Annotated in this window: 20 protein-coding genes; 13 read left to right on the plus strand and 7 right to left on the minus strand. The window is 61.0% G+C overall.

Translation table 11 applies throughout. The features are described 5' to 3' along the window. Positions 1-80 precede the first annotated feature (80 nt). The 4 genes from hslO to AAIE04_RS09590 all read right to left on the minus strand — a co-directional run bounded on the left by hslO (position 81) and on the right by AAIE04_RS09590 (position 4,303). Positions 81-959, minus strand: a complete 879-nt coding sequence (hslO, locus tag AAIE04_RS09575) for an Hsp33 family molecular chaperone HslO (RefSeq protein WP_015379307.1) — start codon at positions 957-959, stop codon at positions 81-83. A 25-nt stretch (positions 960-984) separates the two neighbouring features. Next, positions 985-1,392 (minus strand): ribosome-associated heat shock protein Hsp15, encoded by a 408-nt coding sequence (gene hslR, locus AAIE04_RS09580; RefSeq protein WP_025304547.1) that lies wholly within the window; start codon positions 1,390-1,392, stop codon positions 985-987. Then, positions 1,389-2,069, minus strand: coding sequence for a GMP/IMP nucleotidase (yrfG, locus tag AAIE04_RS09585; RefSeq protein WP_019456170.1), 681 nt, complete (start codon positions 2,067-2,069; stop codon positions 1,389-1,391). The genes hslR and yrfG overlap by 4 nt, the downstream gene beginning before the upstream one ends. A 98-nt stretch (positions 2,070-2,167) precedes the next feature. Continuing rightward, positions 2,168-4,303, minus strand: a complete 2,136-nt coding sequence (locus AAIE04_RS09590; RefSeq protein ID WP_498057350.1) for an intracellular growth attenuator family protein — start codon at positions 4,301-4,303, stop codon at positions 2,168-2,170. Positions 4,304-4,749: 446 nt separating this feature from the next. On the opposite strand from AAIE04_RS09590, the gene nudE reads away from it, so the two are divergent. Next, positions 4,750-5,304 (plus strand): ADP compounds hydrolase NudE, encoded by a 555-nt coding sequence (gene nudE, locus AAIE04_RS09595; RefSeq protein ID WP_015379304.1) that lies wholly within the window; start codon positions 4,750-4,752, stop codon positions 5,302-5,304. A 51-nt stretch (positions 5,305-5,355) separates the two neighbouring features. Here nudE and mrcA read toward each other — a convergent pair whose 3' ends face one another. Further along, the gene (gene mrcA, locus AAIE04_RS09600; protein ID WP_025159904.1) at positions 5,356-7,914 is read right to left on the minus strand and encodes a peptidoglycan glycosyltransferase/peptidoglycan DD-transpeptidase MrcA; all 2,559 of its coding nucleotides are present in this window, start codon (positions 7,912-7,914) and stop codon (positions 5,356-5,358) included. Positions 7,915-8,035: 121 nt separating this feature from the next. Here mrcA and pilM point away from each other — a divergent pair, with 121 nt between their 5' ends. From pilM to trpS, 12 genes are all read left to right on the plus strand, one after another. After that, entirely contained in the window at positions 8,036-8,869 is an 834-nt protein-coding gene (gene pilM / locus AAIE04_RS09605) for a pilus assembly protein PilM (protein ID WP_498576845.1), read from the plus strand. After that, positions 8,869-9,408 carry a PilN domain-containing protein gene (locus AAIE04_RS09610; RefSeq protein WP_498057351.1) on the plus strand — a complete coding sequence of 180 codons (540 nt, stop codon included), beginning with the start codon at positions 8,869-8,871 and terminating at the stop codon, positions 9,406-9,408. The genes pilM and AAIE04_RS09610 overlap by 1 nt, the downstream gene beginning before the upstream one ends. Next, positions 9,401-9,901, plus strand: a complete 501-nt coding sequence (locus tag AAIE04_RS09615) for a hypothetical protein (protein WP_498057352.1) — start codon at positions 9,401-9,403, stop codon at positions 9,899-9,901. Before AAIE04_RS09610 ends, AAIE04_RS09615 begins: the two co-directional genes overlap by 8 nt. After that, positions 9,894-10,256: a HofP DNA utilization family protein gene (locus AAIE04_RS09620; RefSeq protein ID WP_025159905.1), complete on the plus strand. Its 363-nt coding sequence runs from the start codon at positions 9,894-9,896 to the stop codon at positions 10,254-10,256. Before AAIE04_RS09615 ends, AAIE04_RS09620 begins: the two co-directional genes overlap by 8 nt. Continuing rightward, positions 10,253-11,497 (plus strand): DNA uptake porin HofQ, encoded by a 1,245-nt coding sequence (hofQ, locus tag AAIE04_RS09625; RefSeq protein WP_498057353.1) that lies wholly within the window; start codon positions 10,253-10,255, stop codon positions 11,495-11,497. Before AAIE04_RS09620 ends, hofQ begins: the two co-directional genes overlap by 4 nt. A gap of 349 nt (positions 11,498-11,846) precedes the next feature. Next, the gene (gene aroK, locus AAIE04_RS09630) at positions 11,847-12,368 is read left to right on the plus strand and encodes a shikimate kinase AroK (protein ID WP_004391482.1); all 522 of its coding nucleotides are present in this window, start codon (positions 11,847-11,849) and stop codon (positions 12,366-12,368) included. A 106-nt stretch (positions 12,369-12,474) separates the two neighbouring features. After that, positions 12,475-13,575 carry a 3-dehydroquinate synthase gene (gene aroB, locus AAIE04_RS09635; protein ID WP_019456162.1) on the plus strand — a complete coding sequence of 367 codons (1,101 nt, stop codon included), beginning with the start codon at positions 12,475-12,477 and terminating at the stop codon, positions 13,573-13,575. Between the two features lie 156 nt (positions 13,576-13,731). Continuing rightward, the gene (locus tag AAIE04_RS09640) at positions 13,732-14,742 is read left to right on the plus strand and encodes an SPOR domain-containing protein (protein WP_498576846.1); all 1,011 of its coding nucleotides are present in this window, start codon (positions 13,732-13,734) and stop codon (positions 14,740-14,742) included. 84 nt (positions 14,743-14,826) lie between these two features. Continuing rightward, positions 14,827-15,639: an adenine-specific DNA-methyltransferase gene (dam, locus tag AAIE04_RS09645; protein ID WP_004930319.1), complete on the plus strand. Its 813-nt coding sequence runs from the start codon at positions 14,827-14,829 to the stop codon at positions 15,637-15,639. 50 nt (positions 15,640-15,689) lie between these two features. Further along, positions 15,690-16,367, plus strand: coding sequence for a ribulose-phosphate 3-epimerase (gene rpe / locus AAIE04_RS09650; protein WP_019456160.1), 678 nt, complete (start codon positions 15,690-15,692; stop codon positions 16,365-16,367). Continuing rightward, a complete protein-coding gene (locus AAIE04_RS09655; protein WP_498576847.1) occupies positions 16,360-17,058 on the plus strand; it encodes a phosphoglycolate phosphatase in 699 nt (232 codons plus the stop codon). Before rpe ends, AAIE04_RS09655 begins: the two co-directional genes overlap by 8 nt. A gap of 2 nt (positions 17,059-17,060) precedes the next feature. Further along, entirely contained in the window at positions 17,061-18,068 is a 1,008-nt protein-coding gene (gene trpS, locus AAIE04_RS09660; RefSeq protein ID WP_063918397.1) for a tryptophan--tRNA ligase, read from the plus strand. A 50-nt stretch (positions 18,069-18,118) separates the two neighbouring features. On the opposite strand, the gene cysG is transcribed toward trpS, so the two are convergent. Next, complete coding sequence (cysG, locus tag AAIE04_RS09665; RefSeq protein WP_498576848.1) at positions 18,119-19,522, minus strand: siroheme synthase CysG; 1,404 nt, start codon at positions 19,520-19,522, stop codon at positions 18,119-18,121. A gap of 50 nt (positions 19,523-19,572) precedes the next feature. After that, complete coding sequence (gene nirC / locus AAIE04_RS09670; RefSeq protein WP_309530702.1) at positions 19,573-20,373, minus strand: nitrite transporter NirC; 801 nt, start codon at positions 20,371-20,373, stop codon at positions 19,573-19,575. Positions 20,374-20,382: the final 9 nt, after the last annotated feature.

Consider the following 20,382-nt stretch of genomic DNA (forward strand, 5'->3'; position numbering starts at 1 on the left):
GAGATAGCACACGGAAAAAAGCAAACGTGCAAACGGCGGGCGTTGGCGGGCGCCGGGCGCGCCCGCCGGGAGGGTATAACTTAGTGCAACTGGTCGCTTTCGCCGGTGTTACCCGCATACAACGCGGCAACATCAACCGGGTCAAAGACATAGTGGCTGCCGCAATAGTCGCAGTGCATGTCGATATTGCCGTCCTGCTCCAGCATGTCCGCCACTTCGTCGGTCGGCAGGGTCAGCAGCGCGTCGGCGCAACGCTGGCGTGAACAGGTGCAACGGAACTGCACGTCCTGCGGTTCGTACAGGGTGACTTCTTCCTGGTGGTACAGACGGTACAGCACCTCGTTGGCCGGCAGGCCGAACAGCTCTTCGCTTTTGACCGTGTTGGTCAGTTGCACCAGATGATCGAAATCATCGAGGTTGCCGTCCTGCGCCGGCAGCACCTGCAGTAGCATACCGGCCGCCGCGGCGTTGCCTTCCGCTTCGCCGGTGCGGATGAACAGGCGGGTTGGCAGCTGCTCAGACTGACGGAAGTAGGCTTCCAGGCATTCGGCCAGGGTTTCGCCTTCCAGGCCGACCACGCCCTGATAGCGCTCGCCTTCCGTCGGGGAAATGGTGATGACCATGACGCCGTTGCCGATCATCTGATGCAAGGTGCTGTCGTCGGCGATAGGCGCCTGGGTGCGCGCAACGCCGCGCATCTCCTGACGGTTGTTGCCGTTGATCACCGCCAGCTTCAGCGGGCCGTCGCCTTGCAGCTGAACGGTAATGTCGCCGTCGAACTTCAGGGTGGCGGTCAACAGACTGGTGGCGACCAGCAGCTCGCCCAGCAGTTTTTGTACCGGCGCCGGGTAGTCGTGGTTATTCAGGATCTGCTGATAGGTTTCGCTGACGGTAACCAGCTCGCCGCGCACCGCGTAGTTTTCAAACAGGTAACGGTGCAATTGGTCATGGTTGGACATAATCTTCTCTCATTGCGGTGAGGGGTTATTCCGGCTCACCAAATTTAAATTTCATCAGGTCGCGCCGCTCCTTTTTGTCCGGACGGCGGTCCGGATGCGGCATGGTCAACGCGTTCATCTTGCGCGCCAGCGCCATTTTTTCGCGGTTGGCGATGCTGGCTTCGGTTTCCTGATACATTTGCTGCGCCTCGTTGGCGCCGCGGCGTTGGCTGGTCAGCGCCAGCACGATCACCGTACGTTCTTCGTTGCCCTGCCGCAGCTTGAGCTCGGCGTTGAGTTCGACAATCTTGCTCGGCTTGCCGCGCTGGCCGTTGTAATGCACCTTGCCGCCGTCGATCATTTCGCGCGCCAGTGCGCGGGTCTTATAGAAGCGTGCGGCCCACAGCCACTTATCCAGTCGGACCGCGTCGTCGCGCGTCGCTTTTTCCTTCATGCTTCCCCCTTGGCCAGCGCCGGTATCAGCAGGCGATAGTCGCGCATCGACGGATGGCGCTGGAAGCTTTTCTCCGCCGTGCTGGAGTCCGGGTTTTGCACGCCCAGGCAGTAACGAATGCCGAAAGTGCGCGCCGCGTCCAGGATCGGCTCGCCGTCGTCGACAAACAGCGTGCGCTGCGGATTGAATCCGGTGTGCTGCTGCACCGCCTGCCACAGACGCTGATCTTCTTTCGGATAACCAAATGTGTGGGTGGAAAACAATAAATCAAGGTGCCGATCGAGACCGGTATGCTCGATTTTGACCGCCAGGCTGTGCGGATGGGCGTTGGTCAACAGAATGGTTTGCAGGCCGGCGTCGCGCAGCGCCCGTAAAAACGGCTCGGTGTCTTCGCGCAGCCGGGCGCGGCTGCCCACTTCGCTGGTCATGCGGTAGATGTCCAGATCCAACCGCTCGCTCCAATAATCGAAGCAGTACCAGTTCATGGTGTGCTGCACCGCCTGATATTCCCGCTGAATGATATCACGGGCTTCGTCGAACGGAATGGCGCGCCTCTCGCTCAGTGCCTGCGGCACCAGGCTGAGCCAAAAGTGGCTGTCGAACTCCAGATCCAGCAAGGTGCCGTCCATATCCAGCAGCACGGTATCGATCTGCGGCCAGTCAAACTCAGGGACCATAAAAACTCCACGGGCGGACCGACGGACGGTCCGCAGATGAGAATAATAGCGTTAGCGTAGCATAAGCAGATGACAGGGCGGAGGCCCCGGCGTCAGGTTCAGGCCATCGGCCGCATCGACATCGGATTGAGCTGCGGGTTGAAGCAGCTGTCGTAGTAGCGCTGAATATCGGCGACGCGGTGCTGGTTGATGCGCCGGCGCTGCACCAGCCGCCAGGCGTTATAACCCAGGCTGACGACCACCGCCAGCAACAGCAGGCTGGTGCCGAGATAGCGCCACAGGGTGATCATATCCGGTTCGCTGTGCAGCGCCACGTGGCGAGTGCCGTTGGCATCAACGCTGAGGCTGGTGATAACGCCCTGCGCCTGGAACGGGGTGTGCAGCAGCAGATTGGAAAGGCGTTGCAGCTCGTTCCACTGGTCGAGGGCGTTGTATTCGCTCTGCGGCGTCTGCGGCTGCGGGTGACTGACCAACTGACGGCCTTCGTCGCTGCTGATCAGGAAACCGCCCGGCGGCGGGCTGTTGAGCGCCGCGGCGGCCAGCCGCGTTTCATTGAAGATGAACGATGACGTGGCCACCTTGGTCAAACTGTCCAGCGATTCGGCGCTTACCGGGCGCAGCAGGACGTTGACGCCCTGCAGCGCACCAGACTTGGCGCGTTTCACCAGGCCGTTCCAGTTTTTGGCGTTACCCAGATTGACCAGCGCGTTTTTCAGCCGCACGCAGTCGCTTTCAGCCTGGCACAGATCCTGCGTTTTCAGCACGATATCGGAGAAGTCGTCCAACAGGATCATGCCGGATTTCTCGATGGCGCTGGCCAGTTGCGGGTTGACCTTCTGATCGGCGCCGCTTGGATGCAGCTGGCTGTTGACCGTGGCCAACAGGGCCGTCGCTTTGTCGATGACTTCCGATTCCGGCGGCGGCAGTGGAGCGGCGTTGTTCCAGTAGATGCCGGAGCAGTCGAACGGCGCAAAGTTGACGGCGCCGCCACCGTTGGCCGGCGGCGGCACATAGCACATGCCGCTGCCGCGCACCTTCAGCGTATCGCCGATGCGCAGCGGCGTGGCTTCCAGCGCTTGCACGCTGGTCACTTCCACTTTTTGCGCGCCTTGCAGCCAGGCCATGCTGAGGGTCAATGGCAGGTTGAGCGGGATATAGACCAGCAGCAGCAGCAGCACCAGCGCCGAACTGGCGACCAGCACCGCATTGCGCCCCCACTGCTGAAGCGGGAAATTCTTCACTTCGTCATGCAGCGAGAGGAAGCGCCCCTGGCGCACCACCTGCCGATTGAGGTAGACATCCACATCGGTGGTTTTGCCCAGGTCCTGCGTCAGGTAAGGCTGCCAATGCGGCGGATAGATAAGATCGATAATGCCGAGCGAAATATTGCTGATCTGCCCTTGGCCGGATTCACCGAACAGGCCCCAGCGCTTTGGCGTGCCGCGCAGGCAGTGGATCTCTTTCAGTTCGCGCGGCGCCGGGCGGCGGAACAGGTTCCAGCAGCCCCAGGCGATCATCAGCACCGCCACGAAGATCATCCAGGGGATCACCAGCACCGGGCTGATCAGGCTAAAGAACAGCAACAACAGCGCGGCGGAGATGATGACGGCTTCACGAATGCCGTTCGGCCGATTCAGCGCATGCTCTTCCGGCGTTTCTTTGCGAATGTTCACCAGCTCGACATGTTCGCTCTCCTCCTTGCGGATAGAGGCGTTTTTAGTCGGTGCGGCGGTCACTACCGGCGGCTGCGGCCGATCGTGGATATGATCTTTCAGCGAGTGTCCGTTGAGCGAAATCACCAGCGGCAACGTCTGGGTCCTGATCACTTCCACATGGTTGTCTGCGGTGATATAGGGTTCCCAAAACGGCGGCAGGTGCACCTCTTCGGCGTCGAGATAGTAGCGCCATTTATTGGGATCGTCGCTGGCCAGGCCGTAGCGGGTGATGGCGTGCGTCACGGGATACACGCTATCGCTTTGCGGCGTGAGCGCCAGTTTGGCGTTGGGCTGCATCGCGCTGCCGCCGGGCAACAGTTTGTTGCTCAGCTTGTTTTGCTGATTGAGATAGAACTCGACTGCGGCACGCTCTTCGTCGGTCAGCTTGCGATGGGCGGGTTTGATAAACGGCAACGTGTGCGTCAGCGCCGACGGGTGGCGGGCCTTGAACCACAGATACAGGCCGGCGGCGATCAGGCAGACAAGCACTAAGGCCAATATCAACACTATTGTGCTCATGCAATCCCCATCTCACACCCGTGAATTTCGCCAACCTGATGAAAAGCTGAATATTATACGGAGTAAACCGCCAGGAGGCACCCAGAACTAATGAGGGAACAAACAGATTCTCGCTCTGGATCTCATTCCTTCATGACGCAAGGCCATTTTATCACTGATTCTTGCCTGCGTGATACTAGCAGCCGGCCTGTGCCGTCGATATCGGTATTATCCTATTTTCATGCGTGCTGTTTGCTGAATCAGTACGGAAAATCGCCCGCCGCTGGCTACGCTTGTTAAAAGAAAGTAAATTACTGTTCATGCTCGTTGCGGCGAAGCTTGCCCTTAACGCACAATGTGATCAAGATCGAATTTGGTCAGCGTTTGAGCGCCAACGAGCCGTGCGCTACGCCAATCATTATTTCGGTTGCCCCCGTCTGCGCCTGGGTAACCTCTTTGAGGCAATCATGGATAAACACCTGCAAAAACCTAAAATTCTGAAAGTGGAAACGGTCGCGCGTTCGCGTTTGTTTAACGTCGAGTCGGTCGATTTGGAATTCAGCAACGGTGTTCGGCGGGTGTATGAGCGTATGCGGCCTTCGGATCGCGAAGCGGTAATGATCGTGCCGGTGATTGGCGATGACCTGCTGCTGATCCGCGAGTATGCGGTGGGCACTGAATCCTATGAGCTGGGTTTCCCGAAAGGGTTGATCGATCCCGGTGAAGGGGTGCTGGAGGCGGCCAACCGCGAGCTGATGGAAGAGGTGGGATACGGGGCGAAGCGCTTTGACTTCCTCAGCAAGCTGACGATGGCGCCATCCTACTTTTCCAGCAAAATGAATATCGTGCTGGCGCACGATCTCTATCCGCAGAGCCTGGAAGGGGACGAGCCGGAGCCGCTGCCGCAGGTGCGCTGGCCGATCGCCAACATGATGGCGCTGCTGGCAGAACCGGATTTCCGCGAGGCGCGCAACGTCAGCGCGCTGTTCCTCTCCGAGGCATTTCTGCGCGCTTCGCGCTGAGACGCTGCGCGCCGCATAAAAAAAGGGCCAGATTTCTCTGGCCCTTTTTGATCAGAACAGCTCGTGGCTTTCGCCGCCCGGATCGGTCAACGTGGTGCCGGTATCGCGCGATGGGTAGTCCGTCGGTTGAGTTCCTTCGATGAAGTACTCGGAACGGCTGCCGCCGCCACCGCCGGAGAGCTTGCCGCTGCTCTTGTCGATGGTGACGCTGATGATGCCCGGCGGCGGCGTGACTTTCTGCTCCGGGATGCCTTCCAGCGCGGTCTTCATGAAGTCGTCCCATGCCGGTTGGGCGCTCTTGGCCCCGCCTTCACCGCCGGAAATCTGATCCGGGATGGCGCCGGACACCGTCGAACGGCCCAGGTCGCGGCGGTGATCGTCGAAGCCGATCCACACCGACGTCACGGTATCCGGACCATAACCGGAGAACCAGGCGTCTTTGGAGCTGTTGGTGGTGCCGGTTTTGCCGCCGATATCATGACGTTTCAGATCGCGCCCGGCGCGCCAGGCGGTGCCCATCCAACCCGGTTCACCGAAGATGTTGCTGTTCAGCGCATCGTGGATCAGGAACGCCAACTGTGTGCTGATCACGTGCGGCGCATACTGTTGGTCGCCGTCCTGCTGTACCTGAGCCGGGGTGACCTGCTCCAGCTGCGGCATCGGCACCGTGCTGTTGTTGCCTTCCTGCGAAGTGGCGACGTTTTCGATGTTGTCATCGGACAGTACCGCCGAGCGGCGAGTGTCACCGTAGATAACCGGCAGATTACAGCTGCTGCACACCACTTTCGGCTTGGCTTCGAACACCGTATTGCCGTTATCGTCTTCGATCTTGGTGATGAAGTACGGGTCGACCAGGTAACCGCCGTTCGCCAGCACCGCATAGCCGCGCACCAACTGCATCGGCGTGAAGGAGGCGGAACCCAGCGCCAGCGATTCGGTATGCACGATGTTCTGCGCCGGGAAGCCGAAGCGCTGCAGATATTCCGCCGCGTAGTCGACGCCCATCGCGCGCATCGCGCGCACCATCACCACGTTCTTCGATTGCCCCAGCCCCTGACGCAGGCGGATCGGGCCGTCGTAGGTTGGCGGCGAGTTTTTCGGCCGCCAGTCGGTGCCGGCGCCGGCATCCCAACGGGTGATCGGCAAATCGTTCAGGATGGTGGCCAGCGTCAGGCCTTTATCCATCGCGGCGGTGTACAGGAACGGTTTGATGTTCGAGCCGACCTGACGCAGGGCCTGCGTGACGCGGTTGAACTTGCTCTGGTTGAAGTCGAAGCCGCCGACCAGCGCTTTTACCGCGCCGTCGTTCGGGTTGATGGAGACCAGCGCCGAGTTGACGTCCGGCACCTGCGACAGCCACCAGGCTTCGTTCACTTTACGCACCCACACTTGCTGGCCGGCCTGCACGACGTCGGTGACGCGTTTCGGCGTTGGGCCCTGCTGCGTGTCTGAACGGTATGGCCGCGCCCAGCGCATGGTGGCCATCGGCAAGGCAATGCTGCTGCCGTCGGCCAGCATCGCCGTCGCTTCCTGCGGGTTGGCGGCGGTGATCACCGCCGGTGCCAGCGGGCCGTAGTTCGGCAGGTTTTTCAGCGAATCGATAATCTGTTTGCGATCCCAGGCCGCTTCGCCGACTTTCCACAGTACGTTGGACGGGCCGCGATAGCCGTGGCGCATGTCATAGGCCAGCACGTTGTTGCGCACCGACTCCTGCGCCGCCAGCTGCAGCCGCTTGGTGACGGTAGTGTAAACCTTGTAGCCGTCGGTATAGGCGTTTTCACCGTAGCGCTTGATCATCTCCTGGCGCACCATCTCGGAGAGATAAGGTGCGGAGAAGCTGATTTCCGGCGCATGGTAGTTGGCGACCAAATCTTCGCTACGAGCCTGATCGTACTGCGCCTGCGTGATGTAATGCTCGTCCAGCATGCGCGACAGCACCACATTGCGACGGGCAACGGCGCGATCGTGCGAATAGAGCGGGTTAAAGGTGGACGGCGCTTTCGGCAGGCCGGCGATAGTCGCCATTTCGCTCAGGGTGAGCTGGCTGACGTCTTTGCCGAAATAGACCTGCGCGGCGGCGCCCACGCCGTAGGCGCGGTAACCCAGATAGATCTTGTTCAGATACAGCTCAAGGATTTCATCCTTGGTGAGCATCTGCTCGATGCGCACCGCCAGGAAGGCTTCCTTGATTTTACGCATCAGGGTGCGTTCCGGGCTTAAGAAGAAGTTACGCGCCAGCTGTTGGGTAATGGTACTGGCCCCCTGTGAAGCGTGGCCGGAGACCAACGCGATGGAGGCGGCACGGAAGATACCGACCGGATCCACGCCGTGGTGATCATAGAAGCGGCTGTCTTCGGTGGCGATAAACGCGTGCACCATTACCGGTGGAATTTGATCCAGCTTCAGCGGAATGCGGCGCTTCTCGCCGTACTGGGCGATCAGTTCGCCATCGGCGCTGTAGACCTGCATCGGTATCTGCAGCCGCACGTCTTTCAGCGTTGCAACGTCGGGCAGCTGCGGCTCGACATATTTGTACAAGCCGAAAATCGAGGCTGCTCCCAGCACGATGCAACATACTGCAAGGATTAGTAAATACTTTACGAACTTCACCTGAGATTTCCCATTTCTTAGTCATTTGGGCAGTTTGTAAACAACCGCGCGGTAGTATAAAGGCAAGCCTGCGACATGGATATGTTCTTTTATCATCTGATGTTATGGAGGCTTGCGAAACATGTTCCCTCAAGCATGGCAGGTGGGGCTGGATATACAAATCGACTGCGTGCGGGCGATGGCGGTTCAGCGTCGCCGCAATGGCTGGCAGTTGCGTCACTGGTGGCAACAGGCGCTGCCGCAGGCGGTTTTACGCGACGGCTGTCTGGCACCTTCCGAATCCCTTACCCGGGCGCTGCGGCAATGGCGCGTTCAACTGCCGCGACATATTTCCTTACGCATTGCCCTGCCGGCGCAACGAGTGTTGCAGCAGCGCATGGCGCAGCCGGACGCGCGACTGCGCGAGCCGGAGCGCAGCGACTATATCTGCGGCCACGGTTTAAAACAGTTTCCGCTCGATGGCCAGACGCTGGCGCTCGATTATCGCGCCGCGCCGGCGGATGAGGCGGCGTTGTTGTTGACCGCCGCGCGGCGGCAGGAGCTGCAGCAGTGGCTGCATTGTCTGCGCCAGGCTGGTCTGCATCCGCAAGCGGTCGATATCACGCCCTGCGCGCTGCGAATGATGGCGACGGCGGCGGGCGTGCCGATCGCTGCGGGGCTGATGCACCGTCTCGAACGAGAATGGCTGTGGGTGGCGCCGGCCGACGGCGCGTTCGCCTTTGGCCTGGCGCCGGGCGACGATGGCGCGCAGGCGTTGCGGGCGCTGCAATCCCTGTCGCCGCCAGGCGACGATCGGCCGATCTATGCCGGCGGCGTGCTGGCGGGCCCTCTGCCCGCCGGTTGTCTTTCCTGGTCACCGCTCAGCGCCTTCACGCAGCTGCGTCCGCCGTTGCCTGCGCATCCCCCGGCGTTCGCGTTGGCCGGCGGTCTGGCGCTGCGCGAGGAGGACCGCTGATGTATCAGGTCAACTTTCTGCCCTGGCGGCAACGCCGTGACCGACAGCGCGGCTATTTCTGGCTGTGCGTGTTGCTGTTGCAGGTTACGGTGCTGCTGTTGGCGGGATTCCTCGTCACCGGCCAGCAGCGCCATCAACAGGCGCAGCGGCAAGAGCGATTGGCGACGTTGGATGAAGAGCTGGCGGCATTGACGCTGCTCGCCCGTCAACAGCAACAAGAGCGGGCTCAGCAGGCACGGCACCGCGCCCTCGCCGAACGGCAGGCGAACAATGCCCAACATAACCGGCGTTATTTACAGCTGCTGCAACATTTGTCCTCCTGCGTTCCCCCTCCGCTGTGGCTCACGACGTTGGACAGCGATGCGGCGAACGGCCTGCGGCTGCATGGGCTGAGCGGTTCTCCTGCGGCCATCTCGCAGTTCGAACGGCGATTGGCGAAGATGCCCGCGCTGCCGCGGCTGCGTTTGGCGGAGGTGGTGCAGCGCGAAGACGGCCTGTTCTCCTTTCATCTGGCGGCGCCATGGGGGCGTGATGGATAGCCGTTTATCATCCGGGCTGCACTTCTGGCTGGGCCTGTCGGGTTGGCAGTTGCTGGCCGCGCAATGGTTGGGCATCGGCACGTTGGCGCTACTGGCCGGCGGCTGGATGCTGCAAGACGAATGGCGCCAGCGGGAAAACGCGACGGAAAGGCAACAACGCTTGCTGCAACAGATCGCCATGGTGCGGAGCCAACTGGACGAGGCGCCGCAGGCCGTTATCCCCGCAGCGCCAGTTCCTCCATTCCCAACCGGCGATCTGGCGAGCGCGCTGCAACGGGCGGGGGGCGACTTGCTGCGCTGGCAGCAGCAGGAAAAACCGCTGCGGCAAACGCTGAGCTTGCGCATTGACTACGCCGGTTTACTGACGTTGCTGGAGGCGCTACCGGCCAATTTGCGCCTTGTACAACTGCGCGTGGAGACCCCGCCGCAGGGCATGACGGCGCGGTTGGTGCTGCAGGATGCCTCCGAGGAGCGAGCCGATGAGCATGAGTAGAAGACTACTCGGCCTTGGGTGGTGGTTGCTATGGCCGTGGGCCTTATGCGCTGAATCGCGCGATCCGTTTGCGCCACCTTCGCAGCCTGCTTGTGCCCAGGCGGCGGCATCGCCGGCAGGTTGGCGGCTGAAGGGCGTCATCGGGCAACCAACGCAGCGCTATGGCTGGGTGGTGACGCCGGCGGGTCAATGGCTGCGCCTGCGGCCGCAGCAGCGGGTGCTCGCCGAACGCTGGCAGGTAACGCAGGTGCAGGCGCGCAGCCTGACGTTAACGGCGCTGGCAGCCGAACCGGATTGCCCGGCAGATCACGGCGACGTATCGCTGACGATGGATAACAAGGATGGCAAATCATGAAAGGACGCGCTGGACTGGGTATGGCGCTGTGGTCTCTGATGCTCGGCGCCGCGCAGGCGCAGGATAAACAGGTTATTTCGCTGGAGTTTCAAGACGCGCCGGTCACGGTCATCCTGCAGGCGCTGGCGGATTATCGGCAGATGAACCTGATCGCCGCGCCCGGTGTGAGCGGCAACCTGACGCTGCGGCTGGAGAATGTGCCCTGGCCGCAGGCACTGGCGCTGACCTTGCGCATGGGCAAACTGGCGATGACGCGTGAGGGCAACGTGATGCTTGTCTCCCCGGAGCCGGACGAGCAGCAAAAAAAACAGCAGCGAGAGGCGCAGGCGCAAAGGCAACCGCTGCACAGCCTGACGCTGACGTTGCAAAACGGCGATGCGGCGGAGATTGCCGAAAGCCTCAACGCCCAACGCGGCGCCTTGCTTAGCGAGCGTGGCAGCGTGCTGGCGGATAAGCGCACCAATACGCTGCTGTTGCGTGACACCACGCCGATGTTGGCACAGTTGAAAAAGCGCGTAACGGAAATGGACGCGCCGCTGGCGCAGGTGCAGCTGGCGGCGCATATCGTGACCATCAACAGCGAAAGCCTGCGTGAACTCGGCGTGCGCTGGGGATTGGCGCCCGACGACAGGCCGGCACAGCCGCTGCGGCCGGGCAATCTCGGCGTCAACCTGCCGCTGGAGCGCAGCGCGGTGAACGCCGGTTTCCACCTGGCGCGCATCAGCGGGCGCTTGCTGAGCCTCGAGTTGACGGCGCTGGAGCAGGAGAATCAGGTGGAGATCATCGCCAGCCCGCGCCTGCTGACGGCGCACCTGCAAACCGCCAGCATCAAGCAGGGCACGGAGATCCCTTACGAAGTCTCAAGCGGCGCCAGCGGCGCGACCGCGATCGAGTTCAAAGAGGCGGTGCTGGGCATGGAGGTGACGCCGAAGGTGTTGCCGGACGGGCGCATCACGCTGACGCTGCACATCAGCCAAAATATGCCGGGGCGCGCCATCAGCCGGGGGGCGGGCGAAGCGCTGACCATCGATAAACAGGAGATTAAGACGCAGATCACGGTGAAAAACGGCGAAACCCTGGTGCTCGGCGGCATTTTTCAACGGCATCAAGGCAATACGGCGGACAAGGTGCCGGGGTTGGGAGACGCGCCGCTGCTGGGGGGCTTGTTCCGACAGAGCGGCGCACAGCAGAAAAAACGCGAGCTGGTGATCTTCATTACGCCGACGTTGATTAAGGGATAAGCGGCTGCCTGTCGGCCGGACGGCAAATCTCCTAAAGTTGATGAGCAGATACACTTTTTTATCCCCTTGGGGGGATCTGCGTTTGACGCTGCGGCCGATTTAGCTTACAAGGGTTACCGAATTGAGCACCGAGGTTTTTTGTTAGCGCCAAGACGCCGTTAAAAACATATGGTTTCCCTCCCGCGGCGTGGATTGCGATTTATTCGGTTGCCAAACTACCAAGAGTGTTGAGATAATTTTTCGTCTGATCTCGCACTATCGCTCATGAGGTTTCAGTTTAGGTCCCGCCGCTGATTTGATTGGCGGGGCGGGTTAACATTAACGAATTGTCTTAGTAATACCGAAAAACATGGCAGAGAAACGCAATATCTTTCTGGTTGGGCCTATGGGTGCCGGCAAAAGCACTATTGGCCGTCAGTTAGCTCAGCAACTCAATATGGAGTTCTTCGACTCCGATCAAGAAATTGAGCGACGTACCGGAGCTGACGTGGGCTGGGTATTCGACGTGGAAGGGGAAGAAGGTTTCCGCGATCGTGAAGAAAAAGTCATTAATGAACTGACGGAAAAACAAGGGATTGTGTTGGCGACCGGCGGCGGTTCGGTGAAGTCGCGCGAAACGCGCAACCGTCTGTCTGCGCGCGGCGTGGTGGTCTATTTGGAAACCACGATCGAGAAGCAGCTGGCTCGCACCCAGCGTGATAAAAAACGCCCGCTGCTGCAGGTCGACTCTCCGCCGCGCGAGGTGTTGGAAGCGTTGGCGAAAGAGCGCAATCCGTTGTATGAAGAGATTGCTGATGTCACCATCCGCACCGACGATCAGAGCGCTAAAGTGGTTGCCAACCAGATCATCAACATGCTGGAAAGCAACTGATTGCCGATTTTCGCGTTCGCCGTCGGCTAATGCGGAAAACTGATTTGTGTTCCCCGCCGCTGCGGGGAGCAACCACCGCCGCACCATACAGAGAACTGAGCGCGACATGGAGAGAATTACTGTAACGCTTGGGGAGCGCAGCTACCCGATTACCATCGCCGCCGGATTGTTTAACGATCCGGCTTCTTTTATGCCGTTAAAGGCGGGTGAGCAAGCGATGTTGGTCACCAACCAGACCCTGGCGCCGCTCTATCTGGAGCGTGTCCGGCAGGTGCTGGAGCAGGGCGGCGTCGTGGTGGATCAGGTGATCCTTCCCGATGGTGAACAGTACAAATCTCTGGCGGTGTTGGAGCAGGTGTTTTCGGCGCTGCTCGAAAAACCGCACGGGCGCGACACCACGTTGATCGCGCTTGGTGGCGGCGTTGTCGGCGATCTGACCGGCTTTGCCGCCGCGTGCTATCAACGCGGCGTGCGCTTTATTCAGGTTCCCACCACGCTGCTGTCGCAGGTGGACTCCTCCGTGGGCGGCAAGACCGCCGTCAACCACCCGCTCGGCAAAAACATGATCGGCGCTTTCTATCAACCCGCTTCGGTGGTGGTTGATCTGGATTGCCTGAAGACATTGCCGGCGCGTGAACTCTCTTCCGGCCTGGCTGAAGTCATCAAATACGGGATCATCCTCGATCGCGAATTCTTCGTCTGGTTGGAAAACAATATCGATGCGCTGATGGCGCTGGATATGCAGGCGTTGGCCTACTGTATTCGCCGCTGCTGCGAACTGAAGGCTGAGGTCGTGGCCGCCGATGAACGCGAAAGCGGTCTGCGCGCCTTGCTGAATTTGGGCCATACTTACGGCCACGCCATCGAAGCCGAAATGGGCTACGGCGTATGGCTGCACGGCGAAGCGGTGGCTGCGGGCATGGTGATGGCGGCGGAAACCGCATATCGTCTCGGCCAGTTCTCCGTTGAAGACATCGAACGCGTCAAAGCGCTGCTGTTGCGCGCCGGCTTGCCGGTCTGCGGGCCGCAGGAAATGACGCCGGCATCCTATCTGCCGCACATGCTGCGCGACAAGAAAGTGCTGGCGGGTGAACTGCGTCTGGTGCTGCCGACCGCGATCGGCGCGGCGGAAGTGCGCGGCGGCATAGGGCATGAGCTGGTGTTGGCGTCGATCGCCGCCTGCCTGCCTGAGCAGAAGCGTAATTAAATCGGACTAAGTAACAGTGGCTTAGCCGCCATTTGCATCTATATTAATACAGTGAGCAGAGCACGACGGGTGTCGCTTTGCCATCATCGGGTTAATCTGCCCGTGCCACGGTAGGTCTACGGTGGTGGGCTTTTGCCTCTAGTTGGAGGGTTTCAGATGGACGAGTTTAAACCGGAAGACGATCTCAGACCTGATAGCAGCGATCGTCGTCCTACGCGTTCGCGCAAGCCGGCCGCTGCGCCGCGCTTCGCCGTTTCGCGCCAGCATTTGATGATTGGCATCGGCATTTTGGTGTTGCTGCTGCTGATTATCGGCATCGGTTCCGCCCTGAAGGCGCCGACCAAACATGAGGCGGCTCAGGAGAGCGGCGCGCAAAACGGCGCGGCCCGCGATATCAACCTGTCCGGTTCTTCGTCGCTGACCACCGCCAATAACGGCGTGCCGGGCGGCACGACAGATATCCACGACAACAGCGGCGTAAGCGCGACTCAGCCGCAGCAACCGCAGAACGTCAGCGTTCCGCCGATCTCCGGCACGCCGACCGAAGCGCAAACTCAGCCTCAGCAGGGCGGTGCGCAGCAGCGCGTCGACTTGCCGGGCAACATGGCGGATGCGCTGTCGCAGCAGCAGGGGCAGGTGGATGCCGCGACCCAGGGCATGACCGGCGCAGCGTCGACGTTGCCGACCGCACCGGCGACGGTGATGAGCGGCGCCGCGGCGCGCGAAGCGACACGTCCTGTGCAGGGCACCGCGCAGCAGCATAAAACGCCGGCGAAAACCGCCGTGACTAAACCGACCGCTACGCAGCATAAATCACCGACTACGGTGTATACGCCGCCGGCCAAGCCGTCTTCCACCGCGAAAGCGGGGGCGGTCAGCAGCAGCGGCAGTTCTCTGCAGTCTGCGCCGGGCAGCCATTATACCTTGCAGCTGAGCAGCGCTTCGCGCTCCGATACGCTGAACGCCTACGCCAAGCAACAGAAGCTGCAGAATTACCTGGTGTACGCCACCAAGCGCGACGGTAAGCCGTGGTACGTGCTGGTGAGCGGCAACTACGCGTCTTCTGCGGAAGCGAAGCGCGCCATCGCTTCGTTGCCGGCGGATGTGCAGGCGAAAAAACCATGGGTCCGACCTGTACACCAAGTGCAGCAAGATCTTAAAAAATAAATCATTTAAATTTGTGCGCTGATGTGCTGTCTGAAACAGAGTACAATCCGCCGCTCTGAATTGTATAAGTAGCTAATTGACGGCATGAAGAAAAACCGCGCTTTTTTAAAATGGGCTGGTGGAAAATACCCGCTGGTAGATGAGATTCGTCGCCATCTGCCGGCGGGAGACTGCTTAATCGAGCCCTTCGTGGGTGCGGGATCCGTCTTTCTGAATACGGATTACGACGCCTACATTCTCGCCGACATCAATAGCGATCTTATCAACCTGTATAACATCGTTAAGCTGCGCACGGATGACTTCGTGCGCGATGCCCGCACGCTTTTCGCCGATGAATTCAATAACTCGGATCAGTTTTACCTGCTGCGAGAAGAGTTCAATACTAGCACCGAGCCTTACCGCCGGGCGCTGCTGTTCCTGTATCTGAACCGTCACTGCTATAACGGCCTGTGCCGCTATAACCTGCGCGGCGAGTTCAACGTGCCGTTTGGCCGCTACAAGAAACCGTACTTCCCGGAAGAAGAGCTCTACTGGTTTGCCGAAAAATCGCGCAATGCCACTTTTGTCTGCGAGCATTACCGCGATACCATGGCGAAGGCCGTGGCCGGCGCCGTGGTGTATTGTGATCCGCCTTACGCGCCGCTGTCGGCGACGGCGAATTTCACCGCTTACCACACCAACAGCTTCAGCATCGCCGATCAGCAGAGCCTGGCGCATCTGGCGCACCAGCTCTCGGTAGAGAGCCAGGTGCCGGTATTGATCTCCAATCACGATACCGAGCTGACGCGCGACTGGTATCAGCATGCTGCGCTGTATGTGGTGAAAGCGCGCCGCACGATCAGCCGCAATATTCTCGGCCGCAGCAAAGTGAACGAGCTTTTGGCGCTGTATCGCTAAGCCGGGGCTCCCCGGCGCATAACAACTCGACCCTACGTTTGGAGAAGCGGATGAAAAAGTTTTTGATTGCCCCGTCCATTCTGTCGGCAGATTTTGCCCGGTTAGGTGAAGATACCGCTAACGTGCTGGCCGCTGGCGGCGACGTGGTGCACTTCGACGTGATGGACAACCACTACGTGCCCAATCTGACCATCGGTCCGATGGTGTGCGAAGCGCTGCGTAACTACGGCATTACCGCGCCGATTGACGTGCACCTGATGGTCAAGCCGGTGGATCGCATCGTGCCTGATTTCGCCAAGGCCGGCGCATCCTATATCTCTTTCCACCCCGAAGCGTCCGAACATGTCGATCGCACCATCCAGCTGATCAAAGAACACGGTTGCAAAGCCGGCCTGGTGTTCAATCCGGCCACGCCGCTGAGCTATCTCGATTACGTGATGGATAAAATCGACGTGATCCTGCTGATGTCGGTCAACCCGGGCTTCGGCGGCCAGTCGTTCATTCACGGTACCCTCGACAAGCTGCGTCAGGTGCGCAAGCTGATCGACGACAGCGGCCGCGATATCCGTCTGGAAGTCGACGGCGGGGTTAAAGTGGACAACATCGCCGAAATCGCCGCCGCGGGCGCCGATATGTTTGTCGCCGGTTCCGCCATCTTTGGCCAGCCGGACTACCGCAAGGTGATCGACGAGATGCGCAGCGAGCTGGCGAAGGTTTCCCATGGCTGATTTCGGCGCGATCCGCGCACTGGCCTTCGATCTGGACGGCACGCTGGTCGACAGCGCGCCGGGCCTGGCGGCCGCCATCGATATGGCGCTGGAAGAGATGAACCTGCCGCAAGCGGGTGAGGAGCGGGTCGGCACTTGGATCGGCAACGGCGCCGACGTGCTGGTGCAGCGCGCGCTGCGCTGGGCGGAAGCGGAAGGCACGCCGGAGCAATGCGGCCGGCTGCGTGAACGCTTCGACTATTTCTATGCGCAGACCGTCGACAGTGGCAGCCGCCTGTTCCCGCAGGTGCAAGAGACGCTGGCCCGACTGGCGGCGCACGGTTACCCGATGGCGTTGGTGACCAATAAGCCGACGCCGTTCGTGGCGCCGCTGCTGGCGTCGTTGGGCATTGGCGACTATTTCTCGCTGGTGATCGGCGGCGACGACGTGACGGAAAAGAAACCGCATCCTGCGCCGTTGTACCTGGTGCTCGGCAAGCTTGGCCTGCGCGCGCATGAACTGCTGTTCGTCGGCGACTCACGCAACGATATTCAAGCCGCACAGGGCGCCGGTTGCCCGAGTGTCGGTTTCACCTACGGTTATAACTACGGCGAATCGATCGCCCTGAGCCACCCCGATCGGGTGTTGGAGCGCTTCGCCGATTTGTTGCCCGCTCTTGGGCTGTCATCTTTAGAGAATCAGGAAATTTAAACATGAGTAAGCCCATCGTATTTAGCGGCGCGCAGCCGTCCGGCGAACTGACCATCGGCAACTACATGGGTGCGCTGCGTCAGTGGGTTCAGATGCAGGACGACTACGACTGCATCTATTGCATCGTCGATCTGCATGCCATCACCGTGCGCCAGGACGCCGAGAAGTTGCGCAAGGCCACGCTGGATACGCTGGCACTGTACCTGGCCTGCGGCATCGATCCGGAAAAAAGCACCATCTTCGTGCAGTCGCACGTGCCTGAGCACACGCAGCTGAGCTGGGTGCTGAACTGCTACACCTATTTCGGCGAGCTGAGCCGCATGACACAGTTCAAGGACAAATCCGCACGCTATGCGGAGAACATCAACGCCGGGTTGTTCAGCTATCCGGTGCTGATGGCGGCGGACATCCTGTTGTATCAAACCAACCAGGTGCCGGTGGGCGAAGACCAGAAACAGCACCTGGAGCTGAGCCGCGACGTGGGCCAGCGTTTCAACGCGCTGTACGGCGACGTGTTCAAAGTGCCGGAGCCGTTTATCCCTAAATCCGGCGCGCGCGTAATGTCGCTGCAGGAACCGACCAAGAAGATGTCCAAGTCGGACGACAACCGCAACAACGTGATCGGTCTGCTGGAAGATCCGAAAGCGGTGAGCAAGAAGATCAAACGCGCAATGACCGACTCGGAAGAGCCGCCTGTCGTGCGTTACGACGTGGCCAACAAGGCGGGTGTCTCCAACCTGCTGGATATCCTCGCCGGCGTGAGCGGCAAGAGCATCGCACAGCTGGAAGCCGAGTTCGAGGGCCAAATGTACGGCCATCTGAAAGGCGCGGTGGCGGACGCCGTCTCCGGCATGTTGGGCGAGCTGCAGGAGCGTTACTATCGCTTCCGCAACGATGAAGCCTACCTGCAGCAGGTGATGCGCGATGGCGCGGCCAAAGCGCGTGCGCGGGCGCAGGAAACCCTAGCGAAGGTCTATCAGGCCGTCGGTTTCGTACCGCCGCAGGCGTAACGCCGGCACAAATAGAAAAAGCGGCCTAGGCCGCTTTTTTTACGTCGCTATCACGCCATTTGCGCCAGACTGGCGGGCGCTGCCTCGTTGGCGAACCAATTGAGCTTGCCGCGCAGGCTGACCACGCTGCCGACGATGATCAGGCTGGGACTGGCGGCCTGCAGGGCCAAGGCGCCCAGTTGGCCGAGCTCGCCTTCGATCACTCGCTGACGGCAGGAGGTACCGTTTTCCACCAGCGCCACCGGCGTGGCGGCCGGCAGGCCGTTAGCGATCAGCTGGCGTTGGATCTCCGCCGCTTGCGATAGCCCCATATAAAACACCAGCGTCTGTTGCCCGGCAGCCAGCGTCGCCCAGTCCAATCCACCGTCGGCTTTGGCGTGGCCGGTCACCAGGCGCACGCTCTGCGCGTGGTCGCGGTGGGTGAGCGGGATGCCGCTGTAGGCAGAACAGCCAGAGGCGGCGGTAATGCCTGGCACCACCGAGAATGGCACGTTGGCGTCTGCCAGCGTCTCCAGCTCTTCGCCGCCGCGGCCGAAGATAAAGGGATCGCCCCCTTTCAGGCGCACCACGCGTTTGCCTTGCAACGCCTGCTGCAGCAGGATTTGGTTGATCTGCTCCTGCGGCACGCAGTGGTGGCCGGCGCGTTTGCCGACGAAGATGCGCTCGGCGTCGCGGCGCACCAGCGTCATGATATCTTCAGAGACCAGCCGGTCATAAACCACCACGTCGGCCTGCTGGATCTGCTGCAGCCCTTTCAGCGTCAGCAAGCCGGCATCGCCTGGCCCGGCGCCCACCAGTACCACTTCACCGCGATCTTCCGGCTGTTCGCTGAACAGCTGCTCGAGCTGGCGTTCAGCCAGCGCGGCGTCGTCGTTGGCCAGCGACTGCGCTAGCCGATCGTGGGCGAACAACCGTTCCCAAAAGCGACGACGCGCGCCGAGGCTGCTGAAGCGTCGTTTTACCCGCTGCCGCAGCGAACCGCCTAACTGGGCCAGTTTTCCGAGGTGCTGCGGCAACATCGCCTCCAGCTTCTCGCGCAGCAGCCGTGCTAATACCGGCGCTTTGCCACCGGAGGATACCGCCACCATGATCGGCGAACGATCGATGATCGACGGCATGATAAAGCTGGCGCGTTTCGGGTCATCGACCACGTTGCAGAATACCCGCTGCTGGTTGGCGCATTGGTACACCAGCGCGTTGACTTCCAGCCGATCGGTGGCGGCGATCACCAGCCATTTTTCCGCCAACAGGCTTGGGTTGAATTCGCCTTCGGTCAGCGTCACCAGGCCTTCTTCCGCCCATTGGCGGAACTGCGGGGTGAACTCCAGGGCGTTGACGGTCAGCGCCGCGCCGGCGTCCAGCAGCAGGCGCGCTTTGCGTTCGGCTATCTCGCCGCCGCCGACCAGCAGGCAGGCTTTATGTTGCAGTTGGCAGAAAATCGGCAGGTAGTCCATCGGCACTCCTCGGGATAATCAGTGCGGGGGCGAAAGGCGCCCCCGAAAACTCAGGCGGTCTGACGTGCGGCGGCTTTCGCCACCTGCGGGCGTTCGGCGCGCGGTGTGGCGTACCAATAACCCAGGCCCATCAGCACCGAGCCGGACAGGATATTGCCCAGCGTCACCCACAGCAGGTTGTGGCCGATGCCGGCGAGGGTATAGGCCTCGCTGTGGTTGCCGAACCAAGAGAGGGCGAACAGCGTCATATTGGCGACGGAGTGCTCATAACCCGAGGCGATGAAGGCCAGCAGGCACCACCAGATGGCGATGAACCTGGCGGCGCCTTCAACGCGGATCGCCATCCAAATCGCCAGGCAAACCAGCCAGTTGCACAGTACGCCCTTGAAGAACAGCACTTCGGCCGTCGTGGTGGTTTTCGCCAGCGCGGCGCTGTGCACCAGGCTGGTATCCACCGGCAGCAGGCTGCCGCCGCCGTAGTAATACATCAGCGCCACCAGCACCGAGCCGAGCAGGTTGCCGAGCCAGGTTTGCGGCAGCACCGCCCACATCTGGCTCTGGCGGATGGTGCCGGCCTTGACGCCGAGCGTCAGGAACATCGTATGGCCGGTGAACAGCTCGGAACCGGCGATGATCACCAGCGTCAGCGCGATGCCGAAGGTGGCGCCCATCACCAGCGGCCGCACGCCTGGATCGACCAGATTGCCGAGGGTGAAGATCAGGATGATGCCGAGGCCGACGTAGGCGCCGGCCATCGCCGAGCTGATCCAGAAACCGAGCGGGCTCTCCTTCGCCAGGCGGACGATGCGCGCCGCGTTGACGGCACATTTGTTGAGGGTGTCGGTAAACATGTGGCCTCC

This window comes from Serratia sp. Ae19-1 (genome assembly GCF_059801225.1).

Excerpts from the sequence above, each read along its gene's own strand:
- AAIE04_RS09640 (WP_498576846.1), top strand. The coding sequence starts at position 13,732 with ATGGACGAGTTTAAACCGGAAGACGATCTCAGACCTGATAGCAGCGAT.
- AAIE04_RS09610 (WP_498057351.1), top strand. The coding sequence starts at position 8,869 with ATGTATCAGGTCAACTTTCTGCCCTGGCGGCAACGCCGTGACCGACAG.
- AAIE04_RS09615 (WP_498057352.1), top strand. The coding sequence starts at position 9,401 with ATGGATAGCCGTTTATCATCCGGGCTGCACTTCTGGCTGGGCCTGTCG.
- rpe (WP_019456160.1), top strand. The coding sequence starts at position 15,690 with ATGAAAAAGTTTTTGATTGCCCCGTCCATTCTGTCGGCAGATTTTGCC.
- hofQ (WP_498057353.1), top strand. The coding sequence starts at position 10,253 with ATGAAAGGACGCGCTGGACTGGGTATGGCGCTGTGGTCTCTGATGCTC.
- aroK (WP_004391482.1), top strand. The coding sequence starts at position 11,847 with ATGGCAGAGAAACGCAATATCTTTCTGGTTGGGCCTATGGGTGCCGGC.
- AAIE04_RS09620 (WP_025159905.1), top strand. The coding sequence starts at position 9,894 with ATGAGTAGAAGACTACTCGGCCTTGGGTGGTGGTTGCTATGGCCGTGG.
- AAIE04_RS09655 (WP_498576847.1), top strand. The coding sequence starts at position 16,360 with ATGGCTGATTTCGGCGCGATCCGCGCACTGGCCTTCGATCTGGACGGC.
- AAIE04_RS09590 (WP_498057350.1), bottom strand. The coding sequence starts at position 4,303 with ATGAGCACAATAGTGTTGATATTGGCCTTAGTGCTTGTCTGCCTGATC.
- hslO (WP_015379307.1), bottom strand. The coding sequence starts at position 959 with ATGTCCAACCATGACCAATTGCACCGTTACCTGTTTGAAAACTACGCG.
- trpS (WP_063918397.1), top strand. The coding sequence starts at position 17,061 with ATGAGTAAGCCCATCGTATTTAGCGGCGCGCAGCCGTCCGGCGAACTG.
- dam (WP_004930319.1), top strand. The coding sequence starts at position 14,827 with ATGAAGAAAAACCGCGCTTTTTTAAAATGGGCTGGTGGAAAATACCCG.
- nudE (WP_015379304.1), top strand. The coding sequence starts at position 4,750 with ATGGATAAACACCTGCAAAAACCTAAAATTCTGAAAGTGGAAACGGTC.
- yrfG (WP_019456170.1), bottom strand. The coding sequence starts at position 2,069 with ATGGTCCCTGAGTTTGACTGGCCGCAGATCGATACCGTGCTGCTGGAT.
- hslR (WP_025304547.1), bottom strand. The coding sequence starts at position 1,392 with ATGAAGGAAAAAGCGACGCGCGACGACGCGGTCCGACTGGATAAGTGG.
- pilM (WP_498576845.1), top strand. The coding sequence starts at position 8,036 with ATGTTCCCTCAAGCATGGCAGGTGGGGCTGGATATACAAATCGACTGC.
- cysG (WP_498576848.1), bottom strand. The coding sequence starts at position 19,522 with ATGGACTACCTGCCGATTTTCTGCCAACTGCAACATAAAGCCTGCCTG.
- nirC (WP_309530702.1), bottom strand. The coding sequence starts at position 20,373 with ATGTTTACCGACACCCTCAACAAATGTGCCGTCAACGCGGCGCGCATC.
- aroB (WP_019456162.1), top strand. The coding sequence starts at position 12,475 with ATGGAGAGAATTACTGTAACGCTTGGGGAGCGCAGCTACCCGATTACC.